Below are 22592 nucleotides of genomic sequence, written 5' to 3'. Positions count from 1 at the left end.
AGCGGGAGCCGCGGTGAGACGGAGCCTGGCGCTGGTGGCGGTGGCCGTGACGGCGATGGTCGCGCTGGCCTTCCTCATCCCGCTGGCTGTGGCGGTCAAGGAGATCGCCGAGAGCCGCGCGCTCGCGGACGCCGAGCGTCAGGCCGCCACGATCGTGCCCGCCCTCGTCGTGACCGATGACGCGGCGGCGCTGGAGCGCGCGCTGGCCAGCACCCCGGCGGGGACCTCGCGGCTGGCCGTCCACCTTCCGGACGGGCGCACGGTGGGCCGCTCCCGGGTCGCGCCCGCCGACGTCGCGAGCGCGGCGGAAAGAGCCAGGACCGTGCCGGTCAGCAAGGGATACGTGCTGCTCAGGCCGGTCGCGCTGGACGGCGGGCGGCGGGCCGTCATCGAGGTGTACGCGCCGGAGGCGGACGCGAGCAAGGGCGTGTCCACCTCCTGGGCCGTGCTGACCGGCGTCGCGGTCACCCTCGTGGTGGGGTCGGTGGTGGTGGCCGACCGGCTCGGGGCCCGGGTGGTCCGGGCGGCCCGGCGGCTCGGGCAGGCGGCGGCCGCCCTCGGGGCGGGTGACCTGACCGTGCGCATCGTCCCGGACGGACCGCCGGAGCTGGTGGCCGCAGGGCGCGCGTTCAACACCATGGCCGACCAGGTGGCGGGACTGCTCGCGGCCGAGCGCGAGCTCGCCGCCGATCTGTCGCACCGGCTGCGCACCCCGCTGACCGCGCTGCGGCTGAACATCGGCGGCCCCGGACCCGAGGCCGAGCAGCGCAGGCTCGCCGTCGACCGGCTCGAACAGGCCGTGGACGAGATCATCGAAGCGGCCCGGCGGCCGTCCCGGGCCGCGCCGGCCGGCTGCGACGCGGCGCTCGTGCTGCGGGAGCGGCTCGCCTTCTGGTCGGCGCTGGCCGAGGACCAGGCGCGGCCGTGGCAGCTCGTCGGCGCGGACGAGCCCAGCCCGGTGCCGGTCGCCGCGGCCGATCTCGGCGCGGTGGTCGACGCGCTGCTCGGCAACGTCTTCCGCCACACGCCGCAGGGCACGGCCTTCCGCGTGACCCTGCACCGGGGGAGCGGCATGCTGGGCATCCTCGTCGCGGACGCGGGCCCGGGCATCCCCGATCCGGAGAGGGCGCTGCGCCGGGGCAACAGCGGGGCCGGCTCCACCGGGCTCGGCCTCGACATCGCCCGGCGCCTGGCCGAGTCGACGGGCGGCGGGGTGCGCATCGAGGCCTCGGCACTCGGGGGGACCGGGGTCAACGTGTGGCTGCGCACCGACGGCCGGGCGTCCGGCCCACGCCGCCGCCTGCTGCGGCCTACCCGCGCCCGAGGGGCCCGTCACTGACCCTTTGTCGCCGATCATCCGGCGGATTGTCCGAAAAGGCCGAGTTGGGCGGGATACATTTCGGGGGACCGCAATCGGAGGAGATCACGGTGGAGTTCCGCGTGCTCGGCCAGGTCGTCGTGCTCGACGACGGGGGGACGCCGCTCGACATCGGGCCGTCCCAGCAGCGGGCGGTGCTGGCCCTGTGCGTGCTGGCGGCGCCGCGTCCGGTGAGCACGGCCAGGATCGTGGACGCGCTCTGGGAGCAGGAGCCCCCGCCGGGGGCGGTCAACACCGTGCAGGCGTACGTGTCGAAGCTGCGGCGCGTGCTCGAACCCGGCCGGGTACGCAGGGCGAAGCCGTCGGTGCTGGTGAGCAGGCCGGGCGGGTACGCCGTCGAGCTGCCGCCGGAGAGCTTCGACCTCGGCCGCGCCCAGGCCGCCGTCGCCGCCGGGCGCCGGCTGCTGGAGGCGGGCGACCACGCGGGAGCCGCCGGGCGGCTCCGCCTGGCTCTGGCGGAGTGGCGGGGCGAGCCGCTGGCGGGGTTCGAGGAGGAGTCCTGGGCGCGCGATGAGATCGCCCATCTGGCCGAGCTCAGGCTTTCGGTCGTCGAGGACTTGGCCCAGGCCGAGCTCGCGCTCGGGCTCGGGCGGGCGCTGGTGCCCGAGCTGACGAGGCTGGTGGCGGCCCACCCCCTGCGCGAGCGGCTGCGCAGGCTCGGCGCGCACGCCCTCTACCAGGCAGGCCGTCAGGCCGACGCGCTCGCCCTGCTCTCCGATGGGCGCCGCCTGCTCGTCGGCGAGCTGGGCCTGGACCCCGATCCGGGCTCCCGTGAACTGGAGCGGCGGATCCTGGCGCAGGACCCCGCGCTGACGCCCCCGCCCGCGACTCCTCACGACCCCGCCCCGGCGGCCGTCGTCAGCCCCGCCGCGCCGACGGCCGAGGCGGACCCGAATTCCGGACAGCGGGAGGGCGCACTTATCGGCCGGGCGGCCGAATCAGGCGTGCTGCGCCGCGCCGTCGCCGGGGACGGCACGCGCGTCGTGCTCGTCGCCGGCGAGCCGGGCATCGGCAAGACCAGCCTGGCGGAGGACGCCGCGGCGCACGCGCCGGTGGCCGTGTTCGGCCGTTGCTGGGACGGCACGGGCGCGCCGCCGTTCTGGCCCTGGGCCCAGGCCGTGCGCCATCTCACCGGGCGGCACGGCGAACTGGCCGAGATGCTCGGCGCGACCGGGGAGTTCGCGCTGTACGACGCGTTCGCCCGGCTCGTCGCGGAGCACGCCGCCGCGCACGGCAGGGTGCTCGTCGTCCTCGACGACCTCCAGTGGGCCGACGCCTCGTCCCTGCGGCTGCTGGAGTTCCTCGCCACGACGCGGGCGTGCCCGGACCTGACCGTGATCGCGACGTACCGCGACACGGAGGTCGGCGGGCCGCTGGCCCGTACGCTCGCCACGCTCGTACGGCTCCCGCACGTCGAGCGGATCACGCTGGACGGTCTTGGCGAGGACGCCATCGCCGAGTATCTGCGGCGGGCGGGCGCGGACGCCACGCGGGCGGCCGAGGTGGCCAGGCGGACCGGCGGCAACCCCTTCTTCCTGGGCGAGCTCGTCCACCTGGACGGCGGCGAGGCGCCGGGCGCGGTCGCCGACGTGCTGCGCGGCAGGATGGCGGCGATGCCGCCCGGGGCGCCCGGCGTCCTGTCGGCGGCGGCGCTGCTGGGCCGCGACGCCCCGCTGGACGTCCTGCTCGACGTGGTGCGGGACGTGATGGACGTGCCGCGCGACGAGGTGCTCGACGTGCTCGACGCGGCCGTCCGGGCGCGCCTGCTCACCGAGCACGACCTCGTCTACCGGTTCGCCCACGACATCGTCCGCGACGTGCTGCGCGACGGCCTCGCCCCGCTGCGCAGGCGCCGTCTGCACGCCGGCATCGCGGCCGTGCTGGAACGGCGCGGTACGCACCTGGCCGAGCTGGCGCACCACTACCGCGAGGGCCTGGTCATCTCCGGCATGGCGGCCAAGGCGATCGAGTACGCCCGGCAGGCGGCCGCCCACGCCATGGCCCAGTTCGCCTACGAGGACGCGGTCGAGCACCTGCGGCACGCCGTCGCCCTCACCGTCCAGCTTCCCGTGACCGACCGGGAGCTGCGGTGCGACCTGCTGCTCGGCCTCGCCGAGGCGCAGTCGGCGGCGGGGATGAGCACGCAGGTGCACGCCACGCTGGAGGAGGCGGCCGAGATCGCCGACGCTCTCGGGGACGACGACCGGCTGGCCCGCGCCGCGCTCGGGTTCTCCGATCCGCTGTCGTGGGCGATGTACGAGGAATGGGCCGCGGGCGGCGCGCTGACCGGGCGCATCGAGCGGGCACTGCGAAGCCAGGGGGAGGGCTCGCCGTGGCGGTCCCAGCTCCTGGCGGCCTTCGCCATCACGGGGTCGTTCACCCGGCCGATCGAGGAGAGTGTCGCGCTGGCGGCCGAGGCCGTACGGGAGGCCCGCACACGGGGCGACGACGGACCGCTTCTGCGGGCGCTGAGCGCGTACGAGATCCTCTCGCGGGGGGTCGCCGGCAAGGCCGAGCGGCAGGCGGCCATCGACGAGATGACCGAGGTGGCCCGCCGGACGGGCGACCTGGTGGCGGAATGGCTGGCCCGGGAGGCGGAGCACGTCGAGCTGGTCAAACAGGGCGAGCTGGGGCGGGCGGCCCGGCTGCTGACGTGGCTGTCGGACACCGCCCGCAGGATCCGCCAGCCCGCCCTGCTCAGCCTCGCCGCCTGGCTGTCGGCGATCCACGCCCATCTCCGCGGTGACACGGGCCGCGCCCTGGAGGAGGCGGAGGAGTCGGCCCGGCTCCATCCGGAGGGCGCGCTGGGCCGCGACCACGCCGAGAGCCGCGCCGCCGTCTTCCGCTGCCTGGCCGCGCGTGCGCGGGGTGACGCGGCGACGGCGCTGGCAGTGGCGGAGGATGCGCTGGCGCGGCAGCCGGGCCAGCCGGGATGGCTGGTGCTGCGCTGTGCCGTTCTGCTCGACCTCGGCAGGAGGGACGAGGCACAGGAGGTTTTCGCCGGTCTGGCCGCCGACGGCTTCGCCGGGATGCGGGGTGACCTCGCCTACCGGTTCATCCCCGAACTGCTGAGCGAGGCGTGCCTGGCGCTGCGCGACACGGCCGCGGCGCCGGTGCTGCACGCCCTGCTCCTGTCGCATCGGGGCCGCCTGCTCGGCTGGTCGGTGACCGACCTGTGCCTGGCCCGCCTGGCGCTCGTCCGCGACGACCCCGACACCGCGCGGCGCCACCTGCGCGACGCGCTCGCCCTCGTGCGCGGCTCCGGGGTCACCCTCTACGAGAAGCCGATCCTGGCCCTGCTCGCCCGCGTGTGACGGTCAGTGGGCGAGCCTGACGGAGGTGGCGATGCTCCACGGGCCGCAGTCGGAGCTGAACGTGCCTCGGTCGCAGCCCTGGACGACGAACACGACCCGGTTGACCTCGTGACCGTTGGTGGTGCTGCAGACGCCGTTCCCGCAGTAGGGGTCGATGGAGTAGGCGCCGCTCCACGGGGTCAGCCTGCCGACCTTGACCTGGGTGACGGGCCCGCCGTCCATGCTCCAGCGGACGTTGAAGAAGTCCCAGTCACGGCCGAGGCCGCTCCAGCGGAACACGGCCTTGCCCTGCGCGTAGTAGGCGCGGACGAGGGCGCCCCCGCCGAGGTTGGGCGACCAAACGATCTTGCCGTTGCGGAACTCCTGGTAGGAACCACGCTTGCCGGCGAAGCCGTACTCCTTGGTGACGGGGCAGCCGTACACGCTGTTCTCGCCGCCGTTGGACCGCCACAGGCCACCGACCAGGCTGCCCGAAGGAGCCACGAGGGCGGGGTCGCAGGTGGCCGCGGCGGCGGGGGAGACGCCGGCGGCGAGGGCGACGGCCACGGCGCCGACGGCGGTGCCGAGAGCGGTGGCGAGGCAGAGGAGGGAGCGGGAGGCGCGACCCATCGGACTGGTCCTTTCGGGGTACGGCAGGATGCCTCCGGTGTACGGCCGGTCGCTTTCAACGGGCCGACACGGCTTGCGAAGCGCTTGCCGGAAACGGCCACCGGCGGGGGCGTCGCCCCCCCGGCGACCGCCCGCCGCACTCCACGCACTCGCGAACCGCGCTCACACGTCTGCTGTCGCCGCGCCCAGTGACCCGGGCGACCAATCCCGAAAGGAAGATCGCCGGGGACAGGCGCCACGAGATGATCCTCCTATGACGGATGTGGTCTTCTTCGACCTGGACGGCACCCTGGTCGATCACCGAGGCGCAGTCCTGGAAGCGATCGGCCAGATCGTCCGGGCCGCGCCGAACGCGACGGCTCCACCGGACGAGCTGGTGGCGTTGTGGTGGACGCTGGAGGGGCGGCACATGCGGGAATACCTGGCTGGTCGTTGCTCCTTCGCCGAGCAACGCCGACGCAGGCTGCGTTCCTTCCTGCCGATGCTCGGCGAGCCGGTTCCCGAAAGTCCCGGCCTTCTGGACGCCTGGTTCGCCGAGCGCTACCTCACCGCGTTCGAGGAGTCCTGGCGGAGCTATCCCGATGTCCAGCCATGTCTGGAGGCACTGAAGCGGCTTCCCCGGGCACCCCGTCTGGCCGTTCTCACCAACGGGGACCCCGAGCAGCAGCGCGCCAAGCTCGCCCGCTTCGGCCTCCTCGAATACTTCGAAGCCGTCCTGACCCCGACCGAGCTCGGTGCGGCCAAGCCCGACCCTGTCGCCTTCGCCACCGCCTGCCGGCGGATGCGGACGGACCCCGTGCGGGCGGTCAACGTGGGCGACATGCTGGAAGGCGACGTGAACGCGGCCACGCTCGCCGGGCTCACCGGCATCTGGCTGGACCGCGGCATCGACTTCGTCACCGGTGGACCACCGCCGACGGCGGACGAGACGGTGCTCCGCATCGAACGGCTGACCGACCTCCCCGATCGGCTGTCACGCACGAACGCGTGACCGGGCGCCCTCACGTCGCAAGGTTCGAGGAACAGGACCTAGCCGTTCTTCAGGGCTTCGGCGAGGGTGTCGCGCAGCGGCGTGGTGGGACGGCCGATGAGGCGGGACAGGTCGCCGGGGGTGCCGCCGAGCCAGCCGTCGGCGATGTCGGCGTCGGTCTGGGCGAACATCGCGGCGACCGGCTCCGGCAGGCCGTTCGCCTCCAGCACCTTGGCGTACTCGGCGACGGGCAGGTCCCGGTACTCGACCGGGGCGCCGGACAGTTCGGCGACCACGGCGGCCAGTTCGGGCATGCTCCAGGCGACGTCGCCCGACAGCTCGTACACGGCGCCCCGGTGTCCCTCTCCGGTCAGGACGGCCGCCGCGGCGGCGGCGAAGTCGGCCCGCGCCGCCGAGGCGACGCGGCCGTCGCGGGCGCTGCCCGCGATGACGCCGTGCCGCGCGCCCTGCCGGGCCGTCGCGACGTAGTTCTCGTGGTACCAGCCGTTGCGCAGGAAGGTGAAGGACAGCCCGCTCGCGCGGATGTACTCCTCGGTCGCCCTGTGCTCGGGCGCGAGGCCCAGCGGAGTGGTGTCGGCGTGCAGGATGCTCGTGTAGGCGACCGATTCCACCCCGGCCGCCTTCGCCGCGTCCACCACGGCCTGGTGCTGGGCGAGGCGCCGGCCGGGCTCGGTGCCGGAGATGAGCAGGACCTTGGCGGCGCCCTCGAAGGCCGGCCCCAGGGTGGCGGGACGGTCGTAGTCGGCCTCACGCACCTGGACGCCGCGTCCGGCCAGGTCGGCCGCCTTCTCCGGGCTGCGCACCGCCGCGACGATCCGCGAGGCGGGGACGCGCGCGGCGAGCTCCTCGATCACCAGACGGCCCAGATGCCCGGTCGCCCCGGTCACGACAATCATGGTTTCTCCTCCACAGTGCTTTCCTTTGGTCAGTGCTTTCTATCAGAAAGTACTTCGAGAGCGTAAGCTGACGGCCATGGAGGAGTTCGAGGAGCTCGTCGCCGATGTCTTCTCACGGAAGTGCACCTCGCGCACCGTGCTGGAGACCATCACCGGGCGGTGGGCGGTCCTGGCGCTTGCGGCCCTGTACGAAGGGCCCTACCGCTTCAACGCGCTGCGCCGCCGGGTCGACGGGGTGAGCGAGAAGATGCTGTCCCAGACCCTCCAGGCACTGGAACGCGACGGCATGGTGCTGCGGGAGGCCGAGCACACGATCCCGCCCCGGGTCGAATACAGCCTCACGCCGCTCGGCCGCGAGGCCGCCGAGCGCCTGCTCCCCCTCATCGCCTGGACGGAGGAGCGCATGCCCGAGGTCGTCGCCGCCCGGGAACGCCACGAGGCGCGCTGAGGCGGGCAAGCCCGCGCCAAGTTCGGAACAAGACCGTCCGCAGAGCCTGTGGGCATGGACACACAGCTGACAGGTCCCTGGCGGATCGCGCCCGACGTGGTGCTCGTCCCGGTGATCGAACCGGTCGCGGCGGGATACGCCCACACCAACTCGATGGTCATCACCGGGCGCGAGCCGGTGATCGTGGACACCGGCGCGGCCGGGCACCGCGAGCGCTGGACCGAGGACGTCTTCTCGGTCGTGGAGCCGCGCGACGTGCGGTGGATCTTCCTGAGCCACGACGACCCCGACCACGCGGGCAACCTGGAGGTCGCCCTGGAGATGTGCCCGGCCGCGACGCTGGTCACCGGCGCCCCCGTGCGCTCCGGCTCGGTACGCGGATTCGCGCCGCCGCCGGGCCGCACGCGCCGGATCGCCGACGACGAGTCGTTCGACGCGGGCGACCGGCGGCTGACCGCGGTGCGGCCCCCGCTCTACGACGCGCCGGCGACCCGCGGCCTGTACGACGACCGCAGCGGCGTCTACTGGGCGGCCGACTGCTTCGGCGCCGAGGCGCCGGTGGCGACGGCGGACGCCGGGGACCTCCCGCTTGAGGACTACCTGGAGGCCGTGCGCGGGTTCGGCGCCGGGCTCAGCCCCTGGCACCGCTGGCTCGACCCGCGACTCTTCGGCCGGTACGTCGACCGGCTCGCGGCCATGGAGATCATCGCGATCGCCTCGGCCCACGGGCCGACCGCGACCGGGGACCGCGTCGCCCGGGTGATCGACGCCGTACGCGGCCTGGCCGGGGCGCCCGGTCCCTCGGTGAGCCCGGCACGCTGAGGCGGCCGCGGCCCCCGGCGGGCGAGGGGCGGCCGCGGCGGGCCGGCCGTCCCGCACTCCGCCCTCCGCCTTCCGCACCCCCGGACTCCGTGCGTCGGGCCAGGTCACCGGCGCTTTGCCCACTGATGGCCGGTTCAACCCGTTGCCATACACGCAGTTAACGTGGCGGGACTGTCGGAGCCTTTTCTGGGCAGGCACGATGTCTTGTGAACGACACTCAGCACCACGATCTCGCGCGCGGGATTCCGGCAGGGGCACGGACCGCGAGCGAGCGCGACCATAGAGCCGGTGGGCTCCGGGACCTTCCCGGCATGACCGCCGAGCCGGCGGGCGAGGAGGTCCAGTGAGGGAGATCTGGCCGGGGGATTCCTATCCGCTCGGAGCGACGTACGACGGCGCGGGCACCAACTTCGCGCTCTTCTCCGAGGTGGCCGAGCGGGTCGAGCTGTGCCTGTTCGACGACGACGGCAACGAGGAACGCGTCCCGCTGAGCGAGGTGGACGGCTTCGTCTGGCACTGCTACCTGCCCGGTGTGGGGCCGGGCCAGCGGTACGGCTACCGCGTCCACGGGCCGTACTCGCCCGCGGACGGCCTGCGCTGCAACCCCAACAAGCTGCTGCTGGACCCGTACGCCAAGGCGGTGGAGGGCTCGGTGCAGTGGGATCAGGCGGTGTACGGCTACCGCTTCGGCGAGCCGGACAGCCGCGACGACAGCGACTCGGCGCCCTACGTGCCGAGGTCCGTCGTCGTCAACCCGTTCTTCGGCTGGGGGCACGACCGGCCGCCGGCCACGCCGTACCACGACACCGTGATCTACGAGGCCCACGTGCGGGGCCTGACGATCAGCCACCCGAAGATCCCTGAGCGGATCCGGGGCACGTACGCCGCCCTGGGCCACCCGGAGATCATCGACCACCTGACCTCGCTCGGGGTCACGGCGATCGAGCTCATGCCGGTCCACCAGTTCGTGACCGACCACATGCTGGAGAAGCGGGGGCTGTCCAACTACTGGGGCTACAACACGATCGGCTTCTTCGCGCCGCACAACGCGTACTCCAGCTCGGGGCAGCGCGGCGGTCAGGTGCTGGAGTTCAAGGCGATGGTCAAGGCCCTGCACGAGGCGGGCATCGAGGTGATCCTCGACGTCGTCTACAACCACACGGCGGAGGGCAACCACCTCGGCCCGACCCTGTCCATGCGCGGCATCGACAACGCGAACTACTACCGGCTGGTCGAGGACGACCGGCGGTACTACATGGACACCACCGGCACCGGCAACAGCCTGCTGATGCGCAGCCCGCACGCGCTCCAGCTCATCATGGACTCGCTGCGCTACTGGGTGCGCGACATGCACGTGGACGGCTTCCGCTTCGACCTCGCGGCCTCCCTCGCCCGCGAGCTGCACGAGGTCGACCGGCTGAGCGCGTTCTTCGACCTCGTTCAGCAGGACCCGGTGCTGTCGCAGGTCAAGCTGATCGCCGAGCCGTGGGACGTCGGCCCCGGCGGCTACCAGGTCGGCAACTTCCCGGCCCGCTGGACCGAGTGGAACGGCCGCTACCGCGACACGATCCGCGACCTGTGGCGGGGCGAGCCCGCCGCGCTGCCGGAGTTCGCCAGCCGCCTGACCGGGTCGAGCGACCTCTACCAGGACGACAGCCGCCGCCCGGCCGCGTCGATCAACTTCGTCACCTGCCACGACGGCTTCACGCTGCAGGACCTCGTGTCGTACAACGACAAGCACAACGAGGCCAACGGCGAGGACAACCGCGACGGCGCGGACGACAACCGCTCCTGGAACTGCGGGGTCGAGGGTCCGGCCACCGGCCCGGTCGCGCAGCTGCGCGACCGGCAGAAGCGCAACTTCCTGGCCACGCTGTTCCTGTCGCAGGGCGTGCCGATGCTGTCGCACGGCGACGAGATCGGCCGCACCCAGCAGGGCAACAACAACTCCTACTGCCAGGACAACGAGATCAGCTGGGTCGACTGGGGCACGATCCTGGAGGCCGGCGCCCGGAACTCCACCACCGGGGACGACGCGGGCACCAGGGAGAAGCGCCAGCTGCTCGACTTCACCCGGCGCCTGGCCCGGCTGCGCCGCGACCACCCGGTCTTCCGCCGCCGCCGCTTCTTCTACGGCCGGCCCGTACGCGGCTCGCACGACCAGCTGAGCGACATCGCCTGGCTCACGCCGTCCGGCACCGAGATGACCGACGCCGACTGGACGAACGGCTACGCCAAGGCGCTGGCGGTGTTCCTGAACGGCGACGCCATCACCGAGCCCGACCGGCGCGGCCGGCGGATCAGCGACGACTCGTTCCTCCTGCTCTTCAACGCCCACCACGAGGTCATCAAGTTCACGATCCCGGACGACTACGGCGAGCTGTGGGCCACCGAGCTGGACACGGCGATGCCGGTGCTGAGCGAGTCGCGCGTGTGCCGGGCCGGCGAGGCCGTGCCCGTGAGCGGCCGGTCGGTGCGGGTGCTGCGCCGCGTCTGACCGTGCGCCGGGCCCGGGGCGGATGTCGCCGCACGCGGCCCGGCCACGGTCCTGACCAGCGGCGATGCCGCAATAGAGTGCCTACCGGTGTTAGCGCGCGTCGCTCCGGGCAAGAGGGGTTCCAGCCCGGAGCTCCTGCCGGCCTTGGTGGTGGCAGGGGCGCGCTCGTGACGTGCACTATGAACACTCCGGCAACGCGCTGCGAAAGGTGGTTCGGTGACTTCTACCTATCGGGTCCAGCTGACGCCTGACTTCGGGTTCGCCCAGGCCGCGAGCCTCGTCGGATACCTCCGCGAGCTGGGGGTGGGCCACCTCTACCTGTCGCCGATCCTCCAGGCCTGCCCGGACTCCCAGCACGGGTACGACGTGACCGACCACGGCCGCGTACGCGAGGAGTTCGGCGGGGAGGAGGGCCTGCGGGCGCTGGCGGCCGAGGGCATGCCGCTGGTGTCCGACATCGTGCCCAACCACATGACGGTGCCGGTGCCCGAGTCGGACAACGCCCAGCTCTGGGCGGCGCTGCGGGACGGCCCCGGGTCGCCGGCCTCCCGGTGGTTCGACTTCCAGTGGCCGGTCATCCTGCCGCTGCTCGGGGACGACGCCGACGAGGCGCTGCGTGTGGACGACGGCGTGGACGGTCAGGCGCTGCGCTACCACGACCACGCGTTCCCGATCAGGCCCGGCACCGAGCACCTGCCGCTGCCGGAGCTGCTGGAGGCCCAGCACTACCGGCTGGCCCACTGGCGGGAGAGCCCCGGCTACCGGCGGTTCTTCGACGTGTCGTCGCTGATGGGCCTGCGTGTGGAGGACCCCGAGGTCTTCGAGGCCACGCACGCCGTCACCTTCCGCCTCATCGAGGAGGGGGTGATCCACGGCCTGCGCGTCGACCACCCGGACGGCCTCGCCGACCCCCGCGGCTACCTGCGGCGGCTGCGCCCGCACGTGCCCGGCCCGCTGTGGGTGGAGAAGATCCTCATCGACGGCGAGCGGCTGCCCGCCGAATGGCCGTGCGACGGCACCACCGGTTACGACGCGCTCAACATGGTCACCCGGCTGTTCGTCGACCCGGCGGGCCGCGACGCGCTGGTCGAGACGTTCGGACGTCACACCGGCGTGCGCGACGACTACGAGACCGTGCGCCACGACGCCAAGAAGCACGTAATCGACCTGTTCTTCTCGGGAGAGGTCGACCGGCTGACCGACGACCTCGGCGATCCGGCGCTGCGCGAGGCCGTCGTGGAGCTGCTGGCCGCGATGCCCGTCTACCGGGCGTACGTGAACCCGGGCGAGCAGCCGTCCGCCGAGTCCGAGGCGATCATCCAGGAGGCGGCCGCGCTGGCGGCCACCCGGACCGACCCCGACGCGGTGGCCAAGGCCGCCAACCTCGTCCTGTACGGCCCGCCCGAGGCGGTCACCCGCTTCCAGCAGACCTGCGGGCCGGTCATGGCCAAGGGCGTCGAGGACACCGCGCTCTACCGGTGGTATCCGCTGGCCTGCCTCAACGAGGTGGGCGGCGAGCCCGACAGGTTCGGGGTCTCGGCGGCCGAGTTCCACGAGTTCTGCGCGGGCCTGCCGCCGCGGACGATGACCACGCTGTCCACCCACGACACCAAGCGGTCGGAGGACGTGCGCGCCCGCCTGGCGGTGCTGGCGGAGATGCCCGAGGAATGGGCGATGGCCGTCGACTCCTGGGCCGCGGCCGTGTCGTTCGACCCCAAGCTCGACTACCTCGCCTGGCAGTCGCTGATGGCGGCCTGGCCGATCTCCCTCGACCGCTACACCGACTATCTGCTCAAGGCCGCGCGCGAGGCCAAGACGGCGATCTCCTGGCTCAACCCCGACCCGGCCTACGAGGACGGGATCCGGGACTTCGCCCGGCGGGCCATGGACGCCTGCGGCTACTCGGTCGCCGCGTTCACCGAGGTCGTGGACCGGTACGCCCGGGTCAACTCGCTCGGGCAGAAGGCCGTACAGCTCCTCATGCCGGGCATCCCGGACGTCTACCAGGGCAACGAGACCACCGACTTCTCCCTGGTCGACCCGGACAACCGGCGGCCGGTCGACTTCGAGCGGCGCCGCCGGCTGCTGGCCGAGCCCGACGACAGCTGGGACGGCCAGAAGATCCGCGTCACCGCCGCCGCGCTCGGCCTGCGGCAGCGGCTCGACCCCGAGGCGCCGTACGCGCCGGTCGAGGCGGGGGAGCACGCGGTGGCGTTCAGCCGGGGCGTTCCGGGGCAGGGGACGGCCGCGGTCGTGGTCGCGACCCGGCTGCCGGTCGGGCTGGAGCGCGAGGGCGGCTGGGGGAGCGAGACGATCACGCTGCCGCCGGGGCGCTGGCGCGACCTGCTCACCGGCGCGGAGCACACCGGTGAGGTGCGGATGGCCGATCTGCTGTCCGCGTATCCGGTCGCGATTCTCGAGGGCTGACGGCTTCGTTCGACAGGGGGAGATGAGGCATGTTCGAGGTCTGGGCGCCGGCGGCGGAGCGGATCGAGGTCGAGCACGGCGGTTCCCGGCACGCGATGACACGGGGCGAGGGCGGCTGGTGGACCGCTCCCGGCGACGAGCACGACCTCGACTACGCCTTCCACGTGGACGGCGACGGGCCGTTCCCCGACCCGAGGACGCGGCGGCAGCCGTACGGGGTGAACGGCCCGAGCCGGGTCTACCACCACGACAGGTTCGCCTGGAGGGACCAGGACTGGCTCGGCCGCGACCTGCGCGGCGGGGTGATCTACGAGCTGCACGTCGGCACGTTCTCGCCGGAGGGCACCTTCCGGGGGGTGGCCGACCGGTTGGAGCACCTGGTGGACCTCGGCGTCGACTTCGTCGAGATCATGCCGGTGCCGCCCGTGCCGGGAAAGCGCAACTGGGGTTACGACGGTGTCGAGCTCTACGCGGTCTTCGAGGAGTACGGCGGGCCGGACGGGCTGAAGAGCCTGGTGGACGCCTGCCACCGGGCCGGCGTCGGCGTCATCCTCGACGTCGTCTACAACCACCTCGGTCCTTCCGGCAACTACCTGGCCAAGTTCGGGCCGTACTTCCACGACGCGAAGGGGTCCTACTGGGGCGACGCGGTCAACCTCGACGGGTCCGGCTCGGACGAGGTGCGGCGCTACTTCATCGAGAACGCCCTGCAGTGGCTGCGCGACTACCACGTCGACGGGCTGCGCCTCGACGCCGTGCACGCCCTGCACGACAAGCGGGCGGTCCACTTCCTGGAGGAGCTGTCGGCCGAGGTCGACGCCCTGTCCACCGCCGTGGGGCGGCCGCTCACGCTCATCGCCGAGTCGGATCTCAACGACCCGCGCATGGTCACCCCGCGCGAGGCCGGCGGCCTCGGCATGCACGCGAGCTGGAACGACGACGTCCACCACGCCATCCACGCGAACGTCACCGGGGAGACCAACGCCTACTACGGCGACTTCGCGACGCCGTCGTCGCTGGCGAAGGTGCTGACCAGGGGTTACTTCCACGACGGCACCTATTCGTCGTTTCGCGGGCGCAGCCACGGCAGGCCGGCGACCGGGATCCCCGGCCACCGGTTCGTCTGCTGCGCCCAGAACCACGACCAGATCGGCAACCGGCCCGAGGGCGACCGCATGCGGCCCGGGCAGCTCCGCCTGGCCTCCGGGCTGCTGCTGACCTCGCCGTTCACACCCATGCTGTTCATGGGCGAGGAGTGGGGGGCGACCACGCCGTTCTACTTCTTCACCGACCACTTCGAGCCGCACCTGGCGGAGGGCGAGGGCGAGCGGCGCAGGAAGGAGTTCGAGGGCTTCGGCTACGACTGGAAGGCCCCCGAGCCGGGCGACGAGGACACGTTCCTGCGTTCCAAGCTCGACTGGGAGGAGCTGTCGAAGGACGAGCACGCCTCGCTGCTGGGCTGGTATCGCGACCTGATCGCGCTACGCCGGTCCCACCCCGACCTCGCCGATCCCCGCCTGGACCGGGTGCGGGTCGAGGTGGACGAGGACCGGCGCGTCGTGGTGATCGAACGCGGCTCGCTGCGGGTCGCCGCCAACTTCGCCGACGGTCCGGTGCCCGTACGGCTGGCCGCGTCACGGATCCTGCTCGCGTCCGACGAGTCCGCCCGCCTCACCGGAGAGGCTCTCGAACTGCCCGGCCGTTCCCTGGCCATCGCGGAGGTCTGACGGACGGCCGAGCCGGCGTCCGCGGAATCGGTGTCACCGTGCGATCGCTTCAGGCGACGATCGCGATGACCGACTTGACGTATCCGACGGCGTCGAGTGCGGTCTTCACCGTGCCGTCGAGGTTGAGCTTGACGCTGTTCTGGCAGCTCCACGTGTACCCCGAGGACGCACGCCAGGCCGCCGGCAGGGAGGAGATAGTGCCTGACTTGTTCCAGTTGTGGTCGCGGGATCCGGAGTCGAACGTCCCGTGGAGCCGCCCGAAGGTCTCGAAGACGAAAGCCGAGCCCGACGACGTGCGGACGACGCAGACGCCCGAGAAGTTGTAGCTGGTGCCGCCCGAGTCGTGCATGTGCCCGGACCACTGGTACGTCCCGTCGCGGTACACGGTCAGCGAGGTCCAGCCACCGACCGGGACCCCTCCGCTGAAGTTGACCCTGCGGTTGATGACGATCGGGGACGCGATGCCGGAGGACGAGGCCCGGCGGCCGGCCGCGGCGGCGTTGTCGTTGCGCACCTGCTGACGTACGGCCGGCGTGACGCAGACGTCGTCACCGGTGAAAGCCTCGCGCCAGACGTAGCCCGTCACGCAGGTGTGCGGGCCGTATGCTCCGTTGGTCCAGCGGGAGAACCTGACACTGTTGTCCTTGGCGGTCTGCGTGCGGACGGCGGGGGTGACGCAGACGTGGTCGGAGGGGCGTGCCTCGCGCCAGACGTAGCCGCTCGCACAGGTGTCGGAACCGGAGGCGGTGGCGGACGCGGGAACGGCGAGGGCGGGGAGGGTGGTGAGGCCGGTGATCGCGGCGGCGGCCATGCCGAGAGCGGTGCGCTTCATGATGATCTCCTCAGGGGGTGCTCCCGGCGTTTCCGCTGGCCGCCGGGCTTGTGCACCCAGTGAACGGCCGCCCCCTTGCAGGTCCCTTGATCTCCGCTAGCCGACCCGCGCTGCAAGCGAACTTCAAGGCGGCGGTCCGTCACGTGGGAAACCGGCGGGTCAGACGCTCCTCTCCCCGGCATGCACGAGTCAGGCCCTGTCGAGGATGAGGTCGGCGGCGTGCCAGGCCATCGCCATGATGGGGCCGTTCAGGTTGCCCGAGATCATGGTCGGCAGCACCGAGCAGTCGACGATCCGCAGGTTGTCGAGGCCCCGCACGCGCAGCCGCGAGTCGACCACGTCGTCGTCGCCGGGGCCCATGGCGCAGGTGCCCATCGCGTGGTAGCCGCAGTAGCCGCCGCCCAGCGCCGCGTCGACGATCTCCTCGTCGGAGTCCACCTGCGGCCCGGGAAAGGTCTCGTGGGCGAGCCGTCCCGCGATCGGCTCCTGGGCGAAGTACTCCCGCATGCGGCGGAACAGGTCGACGCCGACGCGCCGGTCGTGCTCGGAGCCGAAGTAGTTGGGCTCGATGCGCATCGGCGCGTCCGGGTCGGCGGAGGTGATGGCCACGCTGCCCTCCGCGGTCGGGCGGAGGATCTCGGCGACGACCGAGACCCCGGGCTGCCGCTCCACCGTGACCGTCTCGCCCGCCCGGTACGTCGCGACCGACCACGGCCCCATCAGGAGCTGGGCGTCCGGCCGGTCCAGCTCGGGCCGGGTCTTCAGGAAGGCGATCACGTCGTAGGCCGGCGCGGCGAGCGGGCCCCCGCGGTTCACCAGGTATCGCAGCGCGGTGACGCCCTGCCGCAGCGGCGTGGACAGCATGCGGTTGTAGCCGAGGTCGTCCTTCAGCCGGAACTTCAGCGCCAGGCACCGGTGCTCGCGCATGCGCGCGCCGACCATCGGCCGGTCCAGCCTGACCTCGACCCCGGCCGGCCGCAGCACATCCGCGGGGCCGATCCCGGACGACTGCAGCAGCTTCGGCGTGCCCAGGCTGCCCAGGGACAGGACGACCTCCCGGGCGGCGCGATACTCGACCAGGGCGCCGCCGGCGTCCCGGGCGGTGACCCCGACGACCTTGTCGCCGTCGAACAGCAGCCCGGTCACCGTGGTCCCGGTCACGACGGTGAGGTTGGCCCGGTCGCGTACGGGGTGCAGGAAGGCCCTGGCCGCGCTGAACCGCCGTCCGTCCTTGATGGTCGCCATCGCGTGGCCGACGCGTTCGTCGTCGGACTCGTTGACGTCCGGCATGGCGGTCAGGCCGAGCGCCGCGCCGGATGCGATCATCTCGTCGCAGAGGGGATCGGGGTCGCGCGGAGGGGACACGTGCAGCGGCCCGCCCGCTCCGCGGGTGGCCGTGGCGCCGAGGGCGTTGTCCTCCATCGCGCGGAAGACCGGCAGCATGGTCTCCCAGCCCCAGCCGGGGTTGCCGAGCCGTACGAGTTCGTCGTAGTCGGCGCGGTGGCCGCGGTTGTACACCATGCCGTTGATGGAGCTCGACCCGCCGAGAACCCGGCCGCGCGGCCATATCTCGGCCTGGCCGTCGGGACCGAACGGCTGCGTCCGGTAGTGCCAGACCTTCCGCGGATCGTCGAAGAGTTTTCCGAAGCCCTTGGGCACGTGGTAGAGCGGGTGGCGGTCGGCGCCGCCCGCCTCGACCAGCAGCACGCGGACGGCCGGATCCTCCGACAGCCGGTTGGCCAGGACGCATCCGGCCGACCCGGCCCCGATCACTAAATAGTCGATCACGCCCTCATCGTGCCCACGCCGCTCCGGCTTCAAGCGGCCTGGGGGACGGGCGGCTCGAAGGTGACGGTGTCGGGGACCGCGGTGTAGAGCCGCCAGCTCAGGCAGGCGCGCTGGGCGACGACGGTGACGTGCAGGCCGCAGCCCGCCAGCCAGAGGGCCAGGTCGGCGAAGTAGCCGTCGCCCGACCCGATCACCGCCCGCTCGAACCGCAGGTCCACCCGCGCCGTACGGGCCGCCTCGTCGAGGGCCTGATCGGCGCCGTCCCGTCCCGAGCGGGCCAGCAACTGCACTCCGCGCAGCGCGATCCCCACGGAGACGAGCGCGTTGTGGTTGACCGCCACGATGAACTGGTCCAGCGGCCCGACCGGCACCGTCCGCTGGTAGGCGTGCATGACCCGCTGTACGTCGTGAGTCGTCGGGAGTGCGGTCCCGGTCAAATTCTCGATGTCCAGGAGATGGATCGCGCGCCCGCGGCGCAGCGACCTGAGGCGCGTGGTGGGGGTGCTCACGATCCTTTGCTCCCTTCCATGACGACTCCTGGCGTCCATTAGAGCATGTGTTGACCGAATCAACCAGTCCTTGCCGGGACATTGCCCGTGTCCGGTGCATCGGATATGGTCCGGTCTGATCGGACGACTGGGAAGGCGGAGCGGCGTGCGGCGAGACGTACAGGTCACCGCGGCGGACATCGCCCGCCTGGCCGGCGTGGGACGCGCGGCGGTCAGCAACTGGCGGCGCCGGCACGACGACTTCCCCGAGCCCGTGGGGGGCACGTCCACCAGCCCGGTGTTCTCCTTCGCGGAGATCCGGGAGTGGCTGCGCGGCCACGCCGAGGACAGGGAACTTGCCGCGGACGAGTGGCTCTGGCAGGACCTGCGCGCGACCGTCGACGACGACGACCTCGCCGATCTGATCGCCGACCTCGGGGCCTTCCTCGTGTACGTGCAGCACGAGGCGGACGACTGGGACGGGCTGTCGGCCGCCGACGACGGGACGGTCGCGCGGGACCTCCCGGCCCGGGTGCGCGCGACGTGCGCGAAGACCGCCGGTGCGGAGGCGTTTCCCGAGACCGTTCCGGTGACCCGGGTGCCGCTGGTCCGCTCGATCGCCCGGCTGGCCGCCGAGCGCGGCGCCCGCGACACCTTCGAGTTCCTGCGCGAGCGGTACTTCGAGGTGCACACCAGGCGCGTCTACTCCACCCCCGCCGAGATCGTCTCGCTCACGCTCGACCTCGTGGGCGACGGGTTCGGCTCACTGCTCGACCCGGCCTGCGGTTCTGGCCGCATCCTCGGCCGCGCGCTGGAGCGCTCGCCCGGGGCCCGGCTGCTCGGCCAGGACGTCGATCCCGTGGCCGCCCGGCTCACCGCCGTACGGCTCGCGCTGCGTTGCGACAACGCGCGGATCAGGGCGGGAGACTCGCTGCGCGCGGACGCCTTCCCCGGCGAGTTCGTCGACGCGGTGGTGTGCAACCCGCCGTTCAACGACCGCAACTGGGGATACGAGGAGCTGACGGCCGATCCCCGGTGGGAGTACGGCCTGCCGCCGCGCGTGGAGCCCGAGCTGGCCTGGGTGCAGCACGTGCTCGCGCACCTGGCGCCCGGAGGCGTGGCCGTGCTCCTCATGCCCCCGGCGGTGGCCAGCCGCAGGTCGGGCCGGCGAATCAGGTCGCAGTTGCTACGGCGCGGCGCGTTGCGCGCGGTCATCACGCTCCCGCAGGGCACCGTGCCCAACGTGGCGGTCGGGTTGACGCTGTGGATCCTGTGCCAGCCGGCCGAGGGCGGCACGCCGAGCCACGTGCTGATGGTCGACACCTCCGGCAGGCCGGACGACTACGCCCGGGTGGCCGTCGAGGCCTGGCGGGAGTTCGGTGCGGGGCGCGAGCTGGACGAACCGGGAGTCAGCAGGTCGGTCCCGCTCGTCGACCTGCTCGACGAGGACGTGGACCTCACCCCCGCCCGCTACCTGTCCACGGCGGCCGACGACCTGTCGCCGGAGCGGATCGCCGCAGCCCGCTCCCGGCTCACCGGGCTGCTCGGGACCGTCGCCGGGCTGATGCCCGCGGCGGGGAGGCCGCCGTCGGAGGAGTTCGCCCCGGTCCCGCTGCCCGAGCTGGTGCGGCGCGGCATGCTCGTCCTGGAACAACAGACGCCGGCCCGGCCGGGGGAGGAACCCCCGCGGGAGGCGCCGGTGCTCACCGTCGAGGACGTGCTCGAAGGCCGGTCCGCGACGGGCACCCCCGAGCACGCCGGGGCGAAGCGGATCGTCACGCGGCCCGGCGACGTCGTGGTGCCCCAGGTCGTGACCATCCCGGTCGCGCGGGTGCTGGCGAAGGGCGACGCGCTGCTCGGCCCGTACCTGTCGCTGTTACGGCCCGACCCCGAGGCGCTCGACCCGGACTTCCTCGCCGGTTTCCTCTGCGCGTCCATCAACGTGCGTCATTACAGCTCCATGTCGTCGCGCTACCGGGTGGACGTACGGCGTGCGGAGGTGCCGCTGCTGCCGATGGAGGAGCAACGCCGGTACGGCGAGGCGTTCCGGCGCCTGGCCGAGTTCCGGACGGCCCTGCGCGAGGCGGCGGCGCTCGGAGAGGACCTGGTCAGGCTGATGGCGGACGGTCTCACCCACGGCGCGGTGGGGCCGGCCGAGTAGGGTCGGGTGCCGTGAGCGGTGAACTGGAGCACCTGACGGCCCGGTTGCGCGAGTTCGTACGCGTGCGGGACTGGGAGAGGTTCCACACGCCCAAGAACCTGGCGATGGCCCTCGCCGGTGAGGCGGGGGAGCTCGTCGCCGAGTTCCAGTGGCTGACGGCCGAGGAGTCGCGGAACCTCGACGAGGACGCCCTGCGCAGGGTCCGCGCCGAGATCGGAGACGTCATGGTGTATCTGGTCAGGCTGGCCGACGTGCTGGGCGTCGACCTAGCGGAGGCCGCCAACGCCAAGCTGGACGACAGCGAGCGCCGGTACGACCCCGAGACCTATCGCGGCTCCGCCAGGAAGGCGCCCCCGATGACCTCGTGACGGCCCTCACCTGATTCAGGAACGACAATCCGCCGCCCACCCTCACTCCGGCCAGGCGAGGAGCTGGAACCAGACGGACTTGCCGTACGGGGTGAGGGCCCAGCCCCAGTGGTGGGAGAAGGCCTGGATGATCGCGAGCCCCCGGCCATGCGCGTCGAGCGTGCCGGCGCGGCGTAGCCGCGGAAGCGTGGGACAGGGGTCGTGGACGTCCACGACGAGCAGGTCTTTCTCGCGGCTGACCGTGACGCGGACCGTACTCGTCGCCGAGGCTCCGCTGATGCCGGTCGTCCCGAATCCTCCGCACGACGCGGAATCTGCCGTCCATGGTGACTGGGCCACGCTGACTGCCCTCTGCGCCGACTCCCTGACCGGGTGCCGCTCCGGCCCCGGGTTGGTCGCGGTCAGCGGACGGCGCAGGGTGTTCCGTTGAGGGCGAAGGCGGTCGGCCTGCCGTTCGTTCCGGACTCGCCGGCGATGAATCCGAACGCTGCCGTGCCACCGGCCGGGATGGCGGCGTTCCACCCGGCGTCGCTCACAGTCACGGTGCTGCCGCTTTGACTGTAGGCGCCGTTCCATACCTGGCTGATCTGCTGCCCGTTGGGGAAGGACCAGGTCAGCCTCCAGCCGTTGACCGCCGTGCCGCCGGTGTTGCCGATCGTCACATCGCCCTGGAAACCACCCGGCCACTGGTTGGTGACGCTGTAGGTCACCGCGCAGCTTCCTGTCGCAGTCGGTGTCGGTGTCGGTGTCGGTGTCGGCGTCGGCGTGGGAGTGGGACGTGGCGACGGCGAGGGGGACCCGCCGAGCTTGGCGGAGATGATCGGGGTCAGGTGATCGGCGATCACTTGGTGACCGGCGTCGTTTGGATGCACGGAGTCGCTGAGGTCCGCGCTGGTCAGCCATCCCTCGGTGTTGACGTAGTACACGTTGGCGTCGCCGCCGTCGTTGAGGGTCTTGACCGCCGCCTGCGTCTGGGCGGCGAATCGCTTGCTGAAGGTCTCAAGCGCGAAAATGGCTGCCTTGGGGTATTTCGCCCGCACCTGGCGGAGCAGGTTGGTGTAGGAGGTCTGGAATTCCGGCGTGTGAACCCCATGGCCGGAGTCGTTGGTACCCAGGTTGATCACGACGGCGTCGGCGGTGTAGCGGGAGAAGTCCCAGTCGGGGGTGGACGTGTTGGCGTCGAGCTTGACGAACTGCTTCTCCAGGCCGACGCAGCCGTCGGCGGTGGCGACCAGGCAGGCGCCGCCCTGGGCGATCTGGGTGTGCCGCGCGCCCAACCGCTCCCCGATGAGCCAGCCGTACGCGGTGAGCGCGTTCTTCGAAGTCGTCGTTCCCACGGTGATCGAGTCGCCGACGAACTCGATGAGCTCGCGCGGAACCGGCGGGGCGACGGTACCGGCGCCGGGGTCGAGGACGAGCCCCCGGAAGACGGCGTCACCGTGGTACGACCCTGCCACGACTCGGTAGGACACGCGCAGGGTGTGGGTGCCGGCCTTCAGCGGTGTCGGGGTCAGGTTCACCGTGCCGCTGACGTTCGTGTAGGAGATGTAGGGCCCTCCGTCGACGCTGGCGTACAGGTCGATGGTGTTGCGCTGCTTGAGCTTGACGGTGGTGCCGGTGAAGCCGGTGGTGAAGTAGGCGCCGGCCCAGTGCGGGGTGTAGGCGGTGGGGTCGCTGGTGTCCCACCGCCCGGTGAAGGAGATGTTGGGATCGGTCGGCGAGCCGTCGCCGGTGGCGGCGTGCCCGGAGGGAGGGGCCGCGATCGAGATCGCGGTGAGGACTGCGGCCAGTGTGCAGGCGAGCAGGGAGCGAAGCAGCCCTCTGGTGGGGTACGGCACGGACAGCC

The 22592-nt window shown here is 72.4% G+C and carries 17 protein-coding genes; 10 read left to right on the top strand and 7 right to left on the bottom strand.

Translation table 11 applies throughout. The features are described from left to right. Positions 1–13 precede the first annotated feature (13 nt). The gene (locus tag HHX30_RS12685) at positions 14–1339 is read left to right on the top strand and encodes a sensor histidine kinase KdpD (protein WP_169982088.1); all 1326 of its coding nucleotides are present in this window, start codon (positions 14–16) and stop codon (positions 1337–1339) included. 89 nt (positions 1340–1428) lie between these two features. Then, complete coding sequence (locus HHX30_RS12680; protein WP_169982087.1) at positions 1429–4692, top strand: BTAD domain-containing putative transcriptional regulator; 3264 nt, start codon at positions 1429–1431, stop codon at positions 4690–4692. A gap of 3 nt (positions 4693–4695) precedes the next feature. Here HHX30_RS12680 and HHX30_RS12675 read toward each other — a convergent pair whose 3' ends face one another. Beyond that, entirely contained in the window at positions 4696–5301 is a 606-nt protein-coding gene (locus HHX30_RS12675) for a hypothetical protein (protein ID WP_169982086.1), read from the bottom strand. 253 nt (positions 5302–5554) lie between these two features. On the opposite strand from HHX30_RS12675, the gene HHX30_RS12670 reads away from it, so the two are divergent. Beyond that, entirely contained in the window at positions 5555–6292 is a 738-nt protein-coding gene (locus tag HHX30_RS12670) for an HAD family hydrolase (RefSeq protein WP_169982085.1), read from the top strand. Positions 6293–6330: 38 nt separating this feature from the next. Here the strand turns inward: HHX30_RS12670 and HHX30_RS12665 are convergent, their stop codons facing one another. Then, positions 6331–7188 carry an SDR family oxidoreductase gene (locus tag HHX30_RS12665; RefSeq protein ID WP_169982084.1) on the bottom strand — a complete coding sequence of 286 codons (858 nt, stop codon included), beginning with the start codon at positions 7186–7188 and terminating at the stop codon, positions 6331–6333. Between the two features lie 76 nt (positions 7189–7264). Here HHX30_RS12665 and HHX30_RS12660 point away from each other — a divergent pair, with 76 nt between their 5' ends. The 5 genes from HHX30_RS12660 to treZ all read left to right on the top strand — a co-directional run bounded on the left by HHX30_RS12660 (position 7265) and on the right by treZ (position 15109). Next, a complete protein-coding gene (locus HHX30_RS12660) occupies positions 7265–7636 on the top strand; it encodes a helix-turn-helix domain-containing protein (protein ID WP_169982083.1) in 372 nt (123 codons plus the stop codon). Positions 7637–7690: 54 nt separating this feature from the next. Next, positions 7691–8458 carry an MBL fold metallo-hydrolase gene (locus HHX30_RS12655; protein ID WP_169982082.1) on the top strand — a complete coding sequence of 256 codons (768 nt, stop codon included), beginning with the start codon at positions 7691–7693 and terminating at the stop codon, positions 8456–8458. A gap of 343 nt (positions 8459–8801) precedes the next feature. Beyond that, positions 8802–10955, top strand: coding sequence for a glycogen debranching protein GlgX (gene glgX, locus HHX30_RS12650; protein WP_169982081.1), 2154 nt, complete (start codon positions 8802–8804; stop codon positions 10953–10955). A 216-nt stretch (positions 10956–11171) separates the two neighbouring features. Further along, positions 11172–13382, top strand: coding sequence for a malto-oligosyltrehalose synthase (gene treY, locus HHX30_RS12645; RefSeq protein WP_169982080.1), 2211 nt, complete (start codon positions 11172–11174; stop codon positions 13380–13382). A 29-nt stretch (positions 13383–13411) separates the two neighbouring features. Continuing rightward, positions 13412–15109, top strand: a complete 1698-nt coding sequence (gene treZ / locus HHX30_RS12640) for a malto-oligosyltrehalose trehalohydrolase (protein ID WP_169982079.1) — start codon at positions 13412–13414, stop codon at positions 15107–15109. Between the two features lie 49 nt (positions 15110–15158). On the opposite strand, the gene HHX30_RS12635 is transcribed toward treZ, so the two are convergent. From HHX30_RS12635 to HHX30_RS43220, 3 genes are all read right to left on the bottom strand, one after another. Further along, positions 15159–15941, bottom strand: a complete 783-nt coding sequence (locus tag HHX30_RS12635; protein WP_169982078.1) for a hypothetical protein — start codon at positions 15939–15941, stop codon at positions 15159–15161. A gap of 189 nt (positions 15942–16130) precedes the next feature. Next, positions 16131–17729, bottom strand: coding sequence for a GMC family oxidoreductase N-terminal domain-containing protein (locus tag HHX30_RS12630; protein WP_169982077.1), 1599 nt, complete (start codon positions 17727–17729; stop codon positions 16131–16133). 29 nt (positions 17730–17758) lie between these two features. After that, positions 17759–18238: a hypothetical protein gene (locus HHX30_RS43220; RefSeq protein ID WP_169982076.1), complete on the bottom strand. Its 480-nt coding sequence runs from the start codon at positions 18236–18238 to the stop codon at positions 17759–17761. 145 nt (positions 18239–18383) lie between these two features. On the opposite strand from HHX30_RS43220, the gene HHX30_RS12620 reads away from it, so the two are divergent. Both HHX30_RS12620 and HHX30_RS12615 read left to right on the top strand, forming a co-directional pair. Further along, complete coding sequence (locus HHX30_RS12620; RefSeq protein WP_169982075.1) at positions 18384–20378, top strand: N-6 DNA methylase; 1995 nt, start codon at positions 18384–18386, stop codon at positions 20376–20378. A gap of 11 nt (positions 20379–20389) precedes the next feature. Beyond that, complete coding sequence (locus HHX30_RS12615; RefSeq protein ID WP_310742207.1) at positions 20390–20746, top strand: nucleotide pyrophosphohydrolase; 357 nt, start codon at positions 20390–20392, stop codon at positions 20744–20746. A gap of 42 nt (positions 20747–20788) precedes the next feature. Here HHX30_RS12615 and HHX30_RS12610 read toward each other — a convergent pair whose 3' ends face one another. Both HHX30_RS12610 and HHX30_RS41580 read right to left on the bottom strand, forming a co-directional pair. After that, positions 20789–21085: an ATP-binding protein gene (locus HHX30_RS12610; RefSeq protein ID WP_169982074.1), complete on the bottom strand. Its 297-nt coding sequence runs from the start codon at positions 21083–21085 to the stop codon at positions 20789–20791. A gap of 62 nt (positions 21086–21147) precedes the next feature. Then, positions 21148–22584, bottom strand: coding sequence for a cellulose binding domain-containing protein (locus HHX30_RS41580; RefSeq protein WP_211591915.1), 1437 nt, complete (start codon positions 22582–22584; stop codon positions 21148–21150). Positions 22585–22592: the final 8 nt, after the last annotated feature.

This window comes from Microbispora sp. H10836 (genome assembly GCF_012999525.1).
Classification (GTDB): domain Bacteria; phylum Actinomycetota; class Actinomycetes; order Streptosporangiales; family Streptosporangiaceae; genus Microbispora.
This window is presented reverse-complemented; position numbering and strand designations above follow the sequence as displayed.